The 14,342-nt window shown below is 64.0% G+C and carries 9 protein-coding genes; 7 read left to right on the top strand and 2 right to left on the bottom strand.

Annotated elements, in window-relative coordinates; all coding sequences use genetic code 11:
- Positions 1 to 3: 3 nt before the first annotated feature.
- Positions 4 to 1,425, bottom strand: coding sequence for an MFS transporter (locus AC3WQS_RS13430; protein ID WP_492711954.1), 1,422 nt, complete (start codon positions 1,423 to 1,425; stop codon positions 4 to 6).
- 86 nt (positions 1,426 to 1,511) lie between these two features.
- Between AC3WQS_RS13430 and AC3WQS_RS13435 the strand changes: the two genes are divergently transcribed.
- From AC3WQS_RS13435 to AC3WQS_RS13450, 4 genes are all read left to right on the top strand, one after another.
- Positions 1,512 to 2,078, top strand: coding sequence for a TetR/AcrR family transcriptional regulator (locus tag AC3WQS_RS13435; RefSeq protein ID WP_492711956.1), 567 nt, complete (start codon positions 1,512 to 1,514; stop codon positions 2,076 to 2,078).
- 87 nt (positions 2,079 to 2,165) lie between these two features.
- A complete protein-coding gene (locus AC3WQS_RS13440; protein WP_492711958.1) occupies positions 2,166 to 2,789 on the top strand; it encodes a TetR/AcrR family transcriptional regulator in 624 nt (207 codons plus the stop codon).
- Entirely contained in the window at positions 2,773 to 4,410 is a 1,638-nt protein-coding gene (locus AC3WQS_RS13445) for an acyl-CoA dehydrogenase family protein (RefSeq protein WP_492711959.1), read from the top strand. Before AC3WQS_RS13440 ends, AC3WQS_RS13445 begins: the two co-directional genes overlap by 17 nt.
- Positions 4,411 to 4,433: 23 nt before the next feature.
- Positions 4,434 to 5,741: an MFS transporter gene (locus AC3WQS_RS13450; protein WP_020909852.1), complete on the top strand. Its 1,308-nt coding sequence runs from the start codon at positions 4,434 to 4,436 to the stop codon at positions 5,739 to 5,741.
- Here AC3WQS_RS13450 and AC3WQS_RS13455 read toward each other — a convergent pair.
- On the bottom strand, positions 5,725 to 7,176 hold the full coding sequence (locus AC3WQS_RS13455; protein ID WP_029256806.1) for a CCA tRNA nucleotidyltransferase: 1,452 nt from the start codon (positions 7,174 to 7,176) through the stop codon (positions 5,725 to 5,727). The two genes, AC3WQS_RS13450 and AC3WQS_RS13455, sit on opposite strands and share 17 nt — an antisense overlap.
- Before the next feature lie 111 nt (positions 7,177 to 7,287).
- Here AC3WQS_RS13455 and AC3WQS_RS13460 point away from each other — a divergent pair, with 111 nt between their 5' ends.
- From AC3WQS_RS13460 to AC3WQS_RS13470, 3 genes are read left to right on the top strand one after another with little or no spacing between them, the layout of a single operon-like run.
- The gene (locus AC3WQS_RS13460) at positions 7,288 to 7,875 is read left to right on the top strand and encodes an NUDIX hydrolase (RefSeq protein ID WP_019746192.1); all 588 of its coding nucleotides are present in this window, start codon (positions 7,288 to 7,290) and stop codon (positions 7,873 to 7,875) included.
- Positions 7,872 to 10,226 carry a glycoprotein gene (locus AC3WQS_RS13465; protein ID WP_492711961.1) on the top strand — a complete coding sequence of 785 codons (2,355 nt, stop codon included), beginning with the start codon at positions 7,872 to 7,874 and terminating at the stop codon, positions 10,224 to 10,226. Before AC3WQS_RS13460 ends, AC3WQS_RS13465 begins: the two co-directional genes overlap by 4 nt.
- Complete coding sequence (locus AC3WQS_RS13470; protein ID WP_492711963.1) at positions 10,223 to 14,266, top strand: murein biosynthesis integral membrane protein MurJ; 4,044 nt, start codon at positions 10,223 to 10,225, stop codon at positions 14,264 to 14,266. The genes AC3WQS_RS13465 and AC3WQS_RS13470 overlap by 4 nt, the downstream gene beginning before the upstream one ends.
- Positions 14,267 to 14,342: the final 76 nt, after the last annotated feature.

The raw sequence follows: 14,342 nt of genomic DNA on the forward strand, positions 1-14,342 counted from the left end.
CACTCAGATCTGCGTGAGATAGCGTCGACTGAGAGCGACGATGGCCACGAAACACGCTGCAACGAAGATCATCCCGATGCGTGCCCCACCAACGGAATTCGACGCACTCAGAGCGATGCCCAGGGCCGCGACGCCGATCGCCATGCCCGTTTGACGGGAGGTATTCAGTACCCCCGAGGCAAGTCCGGCGAACGATTTGTCGATCACTGCCATGGCCGCTCCATTGCAGCTGGGGCCGAACACACCACACCCGAGACCGACGAGGGCGGTCCCCGCCATCACCACAGGCCAGGTATCGCTGTCCCCGATCGCGGTGCACAGGAGCGCGCCGATCGCAGAAGTGGAAGCACCGACAGTCAGGAGCCAGCACATACCGCGACCTGCCCACACGCGATTGAGGACCAGCGTTCCGAACGTCCACAACACCGCAAACGGCAGAAAGAACAGTCCTGTCCGCAGCGCTGAAGAGCCCCAGTAGGACTGGATGAATATCGCGAGCATGAATTGCATGCCGTAGGCCCCGAATTGGAAGGCGAATCCGTTCGCTATGGATGCAGAGAACGCCGGCTTACGGAAGATCGACAGCGGCAGAACCGGATGCCGGGTCCGGCCCTCGACGACGAAGAACCCGACGAGCGCTGGCACACATCCAAGTAGCAACGCCAGTGCCAACGGATCACCCCACCCGCGGGAGCCGCCTTCGATCAAACCGGCTACCAGGAGGGCAAGTCCGGCGATGCCGAGGACCTGCCCGGGAACGTCATAGGATTCCGCATCGCGCGTCGCGGTTTCACGGACATGCCGCCAGCACAGCCAGAGGGCTATTACGCCGATGGGAACATTGACGAAGAAGATCGAGCGCCAACCGATGAACTCGGTGAGCAAGCCTCCTCCGATCGGTCCTGCGACCAATGCGATTCCGCCCGTTGCTCCCCAAATCGTGATTGCCTTGGCACGCACGATCGGATCCGGATAGGTGCGTGCAATGATCGCCAGTGTCGTTGGAAGAAGCCCGGCAGCAGCGATACCCTGCAGGCAACGAAATGCCGCCAGCACACCCAGGTTCGGGCTGATGGCGCACAACAGAGAAGCCGCCGTGAAGCCGCCCAACGACCACAGGAAGACACTGCGGGAACCGACTCGGTCCGCCAGAACTCCCGCTGTGAGCAACAGGCTGGCCAGAGGAATCGTGTAGATGTTCACCAACCATTGCAACGCGGCAATGGAGCCACCGATGTCGCGTTCGATTGCCGGTAACGCGATGTTGAGAGCGCTACCGTCCAACAGGATCATGAAGAATCCAAGACAAACCGCAGTCAGTGCCAGTGCCTGAAACCTTGAATCACTCACTGGTGCAGTAATTTTCGTTTCGTCAGAGACTGCGTCGCCGACCGAGCTGTCAGCAGAGATGTTGCTCGTACCCATAGGAGGCCCCCGTCTCCGGAATTTCTGTACCTGCAAGTACAACAGCTTTCACAGAGACTGTACATACCCATAGGTACAATGTCTTCATGGGTAGCGCGGAACGGCTGATCGCAAGCATGCAAGAACTGTTGTGGGAGCGTGGCTACTCCGGAACCAGCCCACGCGCCGTGCAGGAAATGGCTGACGTCGGGCAAGGCAGCATGTACCACCACTTCCAAGGGAAAGCGGACCTGGCGGTCGCCGCGGAACATCTCATGGGGCGCGAACTGCAAACGCAAATCAACGAGCGACTCAGCTCCGGCCAGACGACCGTCGACAAGATCGCCGCCTTCCTCGCGATCGACGAACACGTCCTCCGAGGGTGTCGGCTCGGGAGATTAGTCCAAGACACTGAGGTCGCATCCAACGACGAGTTGCGAGCACCGATCCAGACCATGTTCGTGTGGATTCAACAGAACATTGCGTCCACACTCGAAGACGGGCGCAGCAACGGTGAAATCCGTCCCGATGCGAACATCGAAGCTCTCGCCGCCACCATTCTCGCAGTGCGGCAAGGTGCTTACGTCCTCGCTCGTGCTGCCCAATCCGAAGAACCGTTTCGAAAGGCGGCCGACGGGCTGATCGAAACGCTCACCCACGGGATTTGCGTGTAAAAGTTCAACGATGCACCAGTAGCCGCGTCGCCGTTCTGCGCCAGTCAACTCTTGACCCAAGAACGGAACGGGTGTTCACTTCTTCACATGGCCTATCGCCGCACTCCGGCAGTACAGGAAAGACTGGACGCCCAACGCGCCCGACTACTCGAGGCCGCCACGTCGGCAGTGGCAACCCACGGTTATGCGGGCTGTTCCATCGCCGCGGTGGCCAAGAACGCCGGCGTCGGCACCGGGACGCTGTATCGACATTTCGACGGCAAGGGTGAATTGTTGGCCGAAGTGTTCCAATCAGTCTGCAGCCGTGAGGTATCCGCGGCCCGGGACGCCGGAGACAATGCCCGAAGTCTGGAAGGCAACCACCGCTCCGCCGTATCGGCCTCGGTTCGCACCTTCGCCGAACGTGCCATGCGTGCACCGGTTCTCGCCTATGCACTGCTGGTGGAGCCGGTGGATCCACTCGTCGACGAACAGCGACTCATGTTTCGCGAATCGTTCCGCGATTGCCTGGCCACCGCAATCCGTTCGGCAGTCGACACCGGTGAGATACCGTCGCAGGACGCCACTCTGACGGCAGCGTGCATCGTCGGGGCAATCGGCGAGGCCCTGATCCTTCCGCTGCGCGGCGGCACCACGGATCCCGCTGCGATCGATGCCATCCTCGCCTTCACCCTTCGATCGTTAGGGAGTTTCGATGACACCCACGCATGAAGTCACCAATCAGGTACCGCCCCTGATCGATTACGACGCAGCCGAATACGCGCCGATCCTCGAGGCACTACACCGCGAGGGAGCTTCGGACGCAGCCGAAGAGGTTCATCGCGTCGGGGTCCGCGCCGGCAGCGCGCAAGCTCAGGAGTGGGGCGACCTGGCCGAGGAGCACCCACCTGTCCTGAGAACCCACGACCGCTACGGCAACCGCATCGACGAGGTCCGCTACGACCCTGCCTATCACCAACTCATGAGCACCGCAGTGGAATTGGGACTGCACGGCGCTCCGTGGGTTGACCCGAATCCACACGCACACCTCGTCCGCGCCGCGAAGATGGCCGTGTGGGGTCAAACCGACGCCGGCCACGGCTGCCCCATCTCCATGACGTACGCCGTGATCCCAGCGCTGCGGCACAACGCGGACCTGGCGGCGCAGTACGAACCCCTCCTGACCACCCGGCACTACGATTCGGCGCTGAAAGCTCCCCTCACCAAACCCGGATTGATCGCCGGTATGTCGATGACGGAAAAACAGGGCGGTTCGGACGTGCGTGCCGGAACCACAAGGGCAGTGCCACAATCCGACGGTAGCTATCTCCTGACAGGCCACAAGTGGTTCACCTCCGCACCGATGTCTGACGTGTTCCTCGTCCTCGCTCAGGCGCCGGGCGGTCTGTCGTGCTTCTTCCTTCCTCGGGTCCTGCCGGACGGCTCGCTCAACAACATGTACCTGCAGCGTCTGAAGGACAAGTTGGGAAATCATTCCAACGCGAGCAGCGAGGTCGAGTACCGCGACGCTCTCGCGTGGATGGTGGGCGAGGAAGGCCGGGGCGTGCGCACCATCATCGAGATGGTCAACATGACCAGGTTGGACTGCACGATCGGAACGGCCACCGGCATGCGCGTCGGCACGCTGCAGGCAGTTCACCATGCGAATCATCGAAGTGCGTTCGGCGCCAACCTGATCGACCAACCTTTGATGCGCAATGTTCTCGCAGATCTGGCGGTGGAATCGGAAGCGTCGACTACCGTCGCGATGTGGCTGGCCGCTCTGACCGACCGCGCAACGTCGGGCGATGCCCACGCGAGCGCCCTACGACGCATTTCATTGGCCGTGAGCAAGTACTTCGTCTGCAAGCGCGGACCGATCCACGCTGCCGAGGCACTCGAGTGTCTGGGCGGAAACGGATACGTGGAGGAATCCCGGATGCCGCGCCTCTATCGCGAGGCTCCGCTGCTCTCGGTGTGGGAAGGGTCGGGCAACGTCGCGGCGCTCGACACTCTGCGGGCGATGGCGAAGCAACCCGAAACGCTGCAGGTGTTCTTCGACGAACTGAAACAAGCGAGTGGCGTGGACGCCCGCTTCGATCAGACCGTGCGGGATCTCGAGGTGGCATTCGGCGATTTCGACGACATCGAATACCGGGCACGGAAGATCGTCGGTGACATGGCACTCGCACTGCAAGCCTCGCTGCTGCTCCGCTACGGGCACCCCGCGGTGGCCGACGCATTCTGCGCGAGTCGGCTCGGAAATAGCTGGGGGAGCGTGTTCGGAACCCTGCCGAGGGGGATCGACATCGCGCCGATCCTCGAGCGGGCCACCGTCAAGATCGGCGCCTGACCCACCCACTACAGTTTCCGCTTATGAACCGAGCCTCGAACCGCCGCGAGGCCTGGCAGCGCGTACTGCACACCCTGCGTGAATCACCCGGCCTGGGAAGGCTGGCGCTCGTCCGCTTTTCCAGCCAGTTCGGCGACGGAATGTTCCAGGCCGCGCTCGGCGGCGCAATCCTCTTCAACCCGGAACGTGAAACCGATCCGGTGGCGATAGCGGCCGGCTTTGCCGTACTGCTCCTTCCCTATTCGGTGATCGGCCCCTTTGCCGGCGCTCTGCTGGATCGTTGGGACCGCCGCCTGGTGCTCCTGTGGGCGAGCGTGCTCCGCGGGCTCTTCATCCTGACCACCGCGGTGCTGCTGGTCGCCGGCGGCGGTGACACTCTGTTGTTGACGTGTGCGCTTGCTGCGATCGGGGTCAGCCGCTTTGTCGGGGCAGGCGTATCCGCAGCCCTGCCGAAGGTCGTTCGACAATCGTGGCTGGTGGCAACCAATTCCGTTCTCACAACGGCTGGTTCGGTGGTAGCCGCTCTTGGTGCTTCGGCAGCGGTGGCGATCATTGGCGTGATCGGCGCGGGGGATCGAGCGTCAGGCGCCGCCGTGGCCATCGCAGCACTGGGATCGGTGATCGCAGCCCTCGCCGCGGCCAGGTTCACCGCCCGCTCACTTGGTCCAGTGGCCGACGAAGTGATTCGTGCCAGCGCCGTCCGTTCGGTAACGGCCGGACTGCGCACCGGGGCAACCGCTGTCTGGGAGGCGCCTGGCGTCACCACGGCAATGATCGGGATCGGAGCGCACCGCATCTGCTTCGGCATCAACACCCTCATCATGGTGCTGGTCCTACGCGACACCTCGAACGGCTCCCAATTACCTGGAGGGATGGCCGGATTCGGCGTCGCCGTCGGTGCAACGGCCATCGGAATGCTGATCGCGGCATTGATCACACCGTTCCTCATCCCGCGGATCGGTCGCTCACGGACGATCACGTACGCCCTGGTGTGCGCGGTGGCCGTCCAGCTCGTCTTCGTAACCACCCTGACGCAGGGATCGCTGCTGATCGCCGCCTTCCTGCTCGGCATCGCCGGGCAGTCCGTGAAACTCAGCGGCGACGCGGCCATGCAGATCGACATCGACGACGACCGTCGTGGCCAGGTATTCGCCTTGCAGGACACCGTGTTCAACGTCGCGTTCATCGGTGCGATCGCGGCAGCGTCGACGGTGATCGCACCCGACGGCAAGAGCGTCGGCCTGGCCCTTGCCGGCGCGGGTGTCTATGCCGCCGGATTGTCAGCGGTGCTGATCAACCGCAAGAAACGAGAAACTAACCCTGCTGGGTAGCCCACCACTTCAGCAGTTCGGCTTCGGCCTCGTCACGTTCGAGCGGGCCGCGATCCAGACGTAGTTCCTTGAGGAACGTCCATGCCTTGCCCACCTGCGGGCCGGCCGGGATGCCGAGCAGTTCCATGATGGCGTTGCCGTCGAGGTCCGGACGCACGCGAGCGAGGTCTTCCTGCTCCGCGATGCGCGCAATCCGCTCTTCGATGTCGTCGTACGTGGCCTGCAACTGCGCGGCGCGGCGCTTGTTACGCGTGGTGCAGTCGGCCCGGACGAGCTTGTGCAGCCGGGGGAGCAGCTCGCCCGCGTCGGTGACGTACCGCCGCACCGCGGAGTCGGTCCACTGCCCCTTGCCGTAGCCGTGAAAACGCAAGTGCAGGAACACGAGTTGCGAAACGTCGTCGACCATCTGCTTCGAGAATTTCAAGGCACGCATGCGCTTGCGCACCAGCTTGGCGCCAACCACCTCGTGGTGGTGGAAGCTGACGCCGCCGCCCGGTTCGTTGCGCTTGGTGTCCGGCTTGCCGATGTCGTGAAGCAGTGCAGCCCAACGCAATACGAGATCGGGATCGCCTTCTTCGAGGTCGATCGCCTGCTGGAGCACGGTGAGGGAGTGCTGGTAGACGTCCTTGTGTTGGTGATGCTCGTCGATCTCGAGCTTCATCTGCGGAACCTCGGGCAGCACGTATGCAGCCAGTCCGGAGTCGACCATCATGTTGATGCCGTCCACCGGGTACATGCCCAGCATCATTTTGTTCAGCTCCACCTGCACACGCTCGGCGGTGATCCGCTCGATCTGCGACGCCATCTCCTTGATGGCCTCGAAAACACGATTGTTCAACGTGAAACCAAGCTGCGAGACGAACCTGGCTGCGCGCAGCATCCGCAGCGGATCGTCGTTGAACGAGTTCTCCGGCGCCGACGGCGTATCGAGTTCCCCGGCCAGCAGGGCGTCCATGCCGTTCAGCGGATCGACAAACGTGTAGGAACCGTCCGCGCCGATCTTCATCGCCATCGCGTTGACGGTGAAATCGCGGCGCACCAGGTCGTCGGCCAACGTCGTTCCGTACTCGACTATCGGATTACGCGAGACACGGTCGTAAGCGTCGGCCCGGAAGGTCGTGATCTCGATCTCCTGGCCGTGCTTGATGGCGCTGATGGTCCCGAACTCGATGCCGGTGTCCCACTGCTTGTCCACCCAGCCCTTGAGCAGAGCCTGAACCTTCTCCGGCCTGGCGTCCGTCGTGAAGTCCAGATCGCCACTGAAGCGGCCCAGGATCGCGTCGCGAACACTGCCACCCACCAGGAACAGCTCGTGACCGGCCTCGGCAAAACGCTCACCGAGCGGGTTCAACACGTCGGACAACGTGCCGAGCGTTGCAGTGGCGTCGGCAAGCAGTCGTAGGCGGCGATCAGCGTCGGAGGTAGGGACAGTCACGTGAAAGGAGCTTACTTAAGGTGCGCAAATAGCAGAACGCGCATACGAACGCGATAGACCGCTTTGCGCGGGTTACCGGGCAACGCTGCAAGGCCAACTAGTATCGATGAGGTGTCTGGTGCCGAACGAACAAACAGGAGTCGCCGCAACCCGCGGCGTCGACCTGCCGTCGGCAACCCCGATAAACCTTTGATGCGAACCGTCCGTGAAACTTCTGCGGGCGGCTTGGTCGTCGATGGCTGGGGCGGACCTCCCGAACGCCTCTGCGCTGCACTGATCGGCCGAACCGACCGCCGCGGACGCCTGCTCTGGTCGCTACCCAAGGGCCATATCGAGCAGGGTGAGACGGCCGAACAGACCGCAATGCGTGAGGTCGAAGAAGAAACCGGTATCCAGGGAACCGTCCTGGCACCGCTGGGCAGCATCGACTACTGGTTCGTGACCGAAGGTCGACGCGTCCACAAGACCGTGCACCACTATCTCCTCCGCTTTCTCGGCGGTGAACTCTCCGACGAGGACATCGAGGTCACCGAAGTCGCCTGGGTGCCGCTGACGGAACTGCACAAGCGACTCGCATACGCCGACGAGCGCAAGCTGGCCGAACTTGCATCGCAGATGATCGCCGAAATGCCGCGACCTGAAATGCACCGACCTGAAATCCCGCGAGTCCAGCACCCGAAGGAACCGGACGCCGGATGAGAATGGCTCTGCGGCGGGCCGGTGTGGCCGCTTTGGTGATGGCCGCTGTCGGTTTCGGGCCCGCGACGACGGCCGTCTCCTGGGCCGCTCCGTCCAGCCAGCCCAGTGAGCGCGCCCCGGCGCGAAACACCAACGATGCCAAATTTCTGCAGCTGACCATCGACTCCACCGCACCGACCACCGTGACGACAACCAGCGACCGCAACGTCGTGGTCAAGGGCACGGTGAAGAACGTCGGTGACCGTCCCGTCGAGGACGTCGGAGTGAGGCTGCAACGCGCTCCCGCGATCGACTCCAGTTCGGACGTGCGCGCAGCACTCGATTTCGACCAGGCTGTTTTCGACACGGTCGGCGAATTCGACACCGTTGCCACCACCCTCGACACCGGCCAGTCCAAGCAGTTCACACTCGCCTTGCCGCTCCGGAGCACAACCGGGTTGTCTCTCGACATCACCGAACCGGGCGTCTACCCGATGCTCGTCAACGTGAACGGCACCCCGGAATACGGCGGGGCCGCCCGACTCGACGACGCACGATTCCTGCTCCCAGTGCTCGGTGTGCCGGCCGCGGCCGAATCGAACGCCACATCCGGAACACCCAGTTCGTCGGCGACGGCCGTCGTTCCCCCCGACACGTCCGCCCCGATCGGCGTCACGCTCATGTGGCCGCTGGCCGACGCGCCACGACTCGTCGGCGGAATCCCGGGCGCGGTCAACGAGCCCGTGCGCCTGATCGACGACGAACTTGCCACCGAACTTTCCGACGGCGGGCGCCTGGACGCGTTGGTCGATGCGGTGGAGAACGCCACCAAGCCCGAGAGCGACACCGATCGCCGCGTCACGGATGCGCTCTGTCTGGCAATCGACCCCGACCTTCTGATCACCGTCGAGAACATGACTCGCGGATACCTCGTGGCCGACAACTCGTCAGATCCCACCGGACCGTCGCACGAAGGCCGTGGCAGCGACGCCGCCAACCAATGGCTCGGCCGGGTGAAGACCCTCGCGTCCTCGATGTGCACGACGGCGGTTCCGTTCGCCCAGGCCGATCTCGCCGCGGTCACCTCGGTGGCCAATCCGGAGTTGACGGCTACCGCGCTCGCACGCCCGGCAGACATCGTCGACAACATCCTCGGCGTGACGTCACTGCGAGATTTCGTCTGGCCGGATTCGGGTGTCCTCGACTCGGCCACCGCAGAGGTGCTGAGCGTGAATCCCACCACAGCGATGGTGGCTGACACCTCCGTCGACTCGGCAGCCCCGCAACTGTCGTCGCGGATAACCGGCTCACTCGACGCGCTTGCGTTCGACACCTCGGCAGCCGCAGCCTTGGCCGCCACCGGCTCGGAGCCGCAGGTCCCGTCGTACATCCCCGACGACACCGCGCCGACCATCGACATCGAATCGCGCAGCGCCCGGCGCCAGGACGCGCTGGGAGCGATGGCCTGGGCCGCGCTGACGCCGACTTCTCTGCCGCGCAATCAGATCTTCGCGCCGCCGCAACTGTGGACCGCGGACAGCAACGACGCCACCGCCGTGCTCTCGATGCTCGCGACCCTCATTCGCTCTGGCCTCGCCTCACCTCAGGCCCTGCCCGCACTACTCGGCAGACAACCGGGGGCCACTGACGCCGCCACGCTCGACTACCCGGACCGAGCCACCCAGGACGGTCCGCAGACATCCGTCGTCGAGACCGCAACCACCCAACTTCCGCGTATCGACGGGCTCGAAGCATCGCTCGTGGACGATCCGGCGGCTTCGCTCACCCCCCGGGGATTCACGGCACCGCTCCGCGAAGATCTACTTCGCTCGATGACCTTGGCGGATCGCCGCAACGTCGCCTCCGCATCGGTCAATCGGGCGGAGCGCGCTGCGACCATCCGCGCCGACAACGTCACCGAAGCCGTCGACGGGATGTACCGGGCCGTCAGCGTGGTGTCTCCGGGCGGCGTCTACACCCTCGCGTCGGGGCAGAGCCCGCTCCTGCTGGTGGCGCGCAACGAGTTGCCCATCGCCATCAACGTCGACCTGCGTGTGGAAGCCCCTCCCGAGATGCAGATCAGTGACATCGGTCCCAAACAGCTGCCACCGCGAGGTAGCCGACAGTTGACTGTGCCCGCCGAAATGAACGATTCTCGCAAGCTGGAAGTCAACTTCTCGCTGACCACGACAGATGGCCGCCAATTGGGTACGCCGACCAGCGTGACCGTACGGTCGAATGCGTACGGTCGTCCCCTGGCCGCCGTGACGGCGACAGCGGGAGGGTTGCTGCTGTTCCTGGCAGGGCGACGGCTGTGGCATCGATTCAAGGGTCAGCCGGACCCAGCAGATGAAGGGTACGAACGCTCATGACCGGGAATCCACCCGAGGAGGGTCGCCGCTCGGCGATCACCCGCAAGAGTGCCACGACCCGTTCGCATCCTCGGATGCCACCGTGGGAGCGCGGCTACCCGATTCAGCCGGTCAACCCCGACGCACGTTTCGACGACGCACCCACCATGACCATCCCGGTGATCCGCGACTATCCCAGATATCGCGAAGCCGAGATGGAATTCGCCGATCGGCAGGCGACCAAGTCGGACGAGTTCGACACCGACGCGCACGCCCTGGTCGGTGATCGTAAGGAGACGAACTCCCGCCTCCTCGCGGCGACGGGTTCCATCGCGATCGCGACGCTGACGAGCCGCATCACGGGATTCGCCAAGCAGTTGATGATCCTGATGGTCCTCGGCCCGGCCATCGCCAGTTCGTTCACCGTGGCCAGCCAGATCCCGAACATGATCGCGGAGCTCGTCTTGGGCGCCGTTCTGACCGCGATCGTCGTCCCCGTGCTGGTCCGCGCCGAGCGGGAGGACGCCGATCACGGCGAAGCATTTGTCCGACGCCTCTTCACGGCGTCGCTCGTTCTACTGGGAATGGCCGCGCTGCTCGCGACCCTGGCAGCACCCGTACTCACCAAATACGTCTTCCTGTCCGAAGACGGCAAGGTCAGCACCGACCTGACCACGGCGCTGTCGTATCTACTTCTGCCGGCGATCCTGTTCTACGGGCTGTCGGCACTGTTCACAGCGTTTCTGAACACAAGGCAGATCTTCAAGCCCGGAGCCTGGGCTCCCGTACTCAACAACGTCGTCGTCCTCGTGGTGCTCGTGGTCTACCGCCTGACTCCGGGCGAGATCTCGCTTGATCCGGTCTCGATGGGCGACGCCAAGCTGCTCACCCTCGGCATCGGCATCACCATCGGCGTCATCGTGCAGGCAGCCAGCCTGATCCCCGCACTTCGCCGCGAGAAGATCTCGCTCAAGCCGCTGTGGGGTCTCGACGATCGCCTGCGCCAGTTCGGCGGCATGGCCGTCGCCATCGTCTTGTACGTCCTGATCAGCCAGATGGGCATGATCTTCGCGACCAAGATTTCCTCACATGCCGACGAAGCCGGCCCTGCCATCTACAGCCAGGCCTGGTTGCTCCTGCAGCTCCCTTACGGCGTGCTCGGAGTGACGGTTCTGACCGCGATCATGCCGCGCCTGAGCCGCAACGCTGCGGCCGACGACACCCCGGCCGTCGTGGACGACCTGTCGGTGGCAACACGTCTGACCATGATCACGCTGGTTCCGATCATCATGTTCCTGACCTTCATGGGTCCGCAGGTCGGTGAAGCGCTTTACGGTTACGGCCGCTTCGGGCCCGAACAGGCCGAACGTCTCGGCACTGCCGTGAGCTGGTCGGCATTCACGTTGATTCCGTATGCGCTGGTCCTGATCCAACTTCGTGTGTTCTACGCCCGCGAACAAGCCTGGACGCCGACGTGGATCGTTCTCGGCATCACTGCAGTGAAGATCGCTTTCTCGGCGCTCGCTCCGGTCTTCGCCTCCAACAGCGATCAGGTCGTGATCCTGCTCGGTGCGGCCAACGGTCTCGGATACATCACCGGCGCCGTCATCGGCGGATACCTCCTGCACCGCAGCCTCGGAAACCTGCAGATGGCCAACGTGGGCAAGACAGTCTGGTCCGTCGTACTCGCCTCGCTGGCCGGTTCGCTGACCATGCTCGCGGTCGACCGCGTCCTCGGATTCGATCAACTCACCGAGCGTTTCGGCGGACCCGGCTCGATGGTTCGCGTCGCCGTCGGCGGCATCCTGATGCTCGCGATCACCTTCACGATTCTCTACTTCAAGAAGGTTCCGGAAGTTCTGTCGGTAACGGTTGCGGTCTCCCGCAAGATTCGTTCACTGACAGGTCGCGCCGAACCGGACACACGTAACAACACCGACGACGACGTCACCGAGCTGATTCCTGCAATCAGAACGGAATCAAACGAGCAAGAACGACCGGGTGCGCTCCCGTACCCTGGTCATGGGCGTACAGGATCGCAACCCGCGCGTATTCGGGGACGGGCTATCGATGGAGAAGGAGCGAGGGTGAGCGACGACAACGTTTCCGGCAACAAGAGTGCCGGGACTTCTGCCGTGAAAGCGTCCGAACAGAAGTCAACGGCATCGTCGGGCACACCTGCATCCACGAGTTCCTCCGCATCTGCCGGCCAGAAGCCACAGCAGGGTCAGAGGCCACAGCAGCCCGCGCAGCGGCCGGTCCAGAAGCCACAGCAGGGCCAGAAGCCACAGCCGCCGGTGCAGAAGGCCGCACCGCCGGTGCCTCCGGTCAGTGTGTCGAAGACACCTTCGGCTCCCGTGTCGAAGACACCTTCGGCTCCCGTGTCGAAGACACCTTCAGCACCTGTGTCGAAGACACCCGCGCCGAAGACGCCTGCTCCGGACAAGAAGGCACCCGAACCTCAGAAGACGGCTGCAGCTCAGACACCGCCGCCCGCTGCGCCTCGCACACCTGCCGCCGGATCCGCAGCACGACCGGCCCAGCGACCGATGCCCCGTGGACCCAAGCTCATCCCGGGCGCCTCTGTCGCCGGCGGACGCTACCGTCTGCTCGCGCCGCACGGCGGAACCCGCGGACTGCAGTTCTGGGAAGCTCTCGACGTCAAGCTCGACCGTGAAGTAGCCCTAACGTTCGTCGACGCCGATCAGCGCGGTGACGACGACAGCCAGTCCGGACCGCAGGCGGTTCTCTCGCGCACACTGCGCCTGGGAAGGATCAACTCGCCCGGTCTGGCTCGCGTCCTCGACGTCGTCCGCGGAAGTTCGGGCGGCATCGTCGTCGCCGAATGGACTCCCGGCCGCTCGCTGCGTGAGATGGCCGAGACCACGCCGTCACCGATCGGTGCAGCCCGCGCCATCCGCGCCCTCGCGGCCGCTGCCGAAGCTGCTCACCGCACCGGCGGCGCGCTGTCCATCGATCACCCGGACCGCGTTCGCATCAGCATCAACGGTGACGCCGTACTGGCGTTCCCGGCGACGCTTGCCGACGCCGATTCCACCAGCGACGTCCGCGGTCTCGGCGCCATGCTGTACTCGCTCATCACGGCGCGCTGGCCGCTCGCCGATCCGTCCGCCGGTCCCGTCGGTGGTTTGCTTCCCGCCGGCCGCGGCGCCGACGGCAACATCGTCGAACCTCGGGTCGTCCGTCCGGAGGTCCCGTTCGACATCTCGGCCGTGGCAGTTCGAGCGTTGCAGTCGGAGAGTGGAATCCGCACTGCTGCCACCGTGCAGCACATTCTCGATCAGGCGTCCGTCGTCAACGACAAGACGGAAATGATTCCGGCACTTCGTCTCGGCCACCGCGAACAGGGAGCGTCGGGTCACGCACTGAACGACCCCGAAGCCATCGAGGCCGAGAAGAAGAAGTCGACGCGGATGCTCGCGGCACTGACGGCGCTCGGTGTCTTCACCGTGATCGTCCTGATTCTCCTTGTGGTGTGGGTAGCGAGCTTCCTCTCGGGCGGCAGTAACGACACCCCGCTCAGCGAGCAGAGTTTCGGCTTGACCACCGAAGCTACTGCGCCCGAGAACAATTCACCTGCCCCCGCACCGGCGGCCGCAACCGTGCCGGTAGCCGCCTCGGCCGTAACGGTGTTCTCGCCCCAGGGCACGCCGGATCAGCCGGCAACGGCGAAGAACGCCATCGACGGCAATCCGGCCACCGCATGGTCGTCGGACTCGTACTTCCAGCCCTTCCCGTCCCTGAAGAACGGCGTCGGCCTGATGGTGACGCTCGCCGATGCGGCCAACCTGAAAAACATTGCGATCACGTCCGATTCGCCCGGAACCGTCGTTGAAATCCGTTCTGCCCCTTCTGCGAATACTTCGCTGGATCAGACCAAGGAAATCGGATCCGGTGTACTGAAGAACGGTGTGACCGACATTCCGCTCTCGTCGGACGGCTCGGGTCAGTATGTCCTGGTTTGGATTACGCAGCTCAGCACCGAATCCGGACAAAACCAGACATCCATCTCGGAGATTGCATTCACTGCTGCAAAGTGATCGCCCTTGGCCCTTCTGAAACCTACCGACTGGGCTAATATCCGCCCGTGCACAGTTATCGGGGGGCACCGGGGGC

This window comes from Rhodococcus sp. FW305-130, assembly GCF_058788335.1.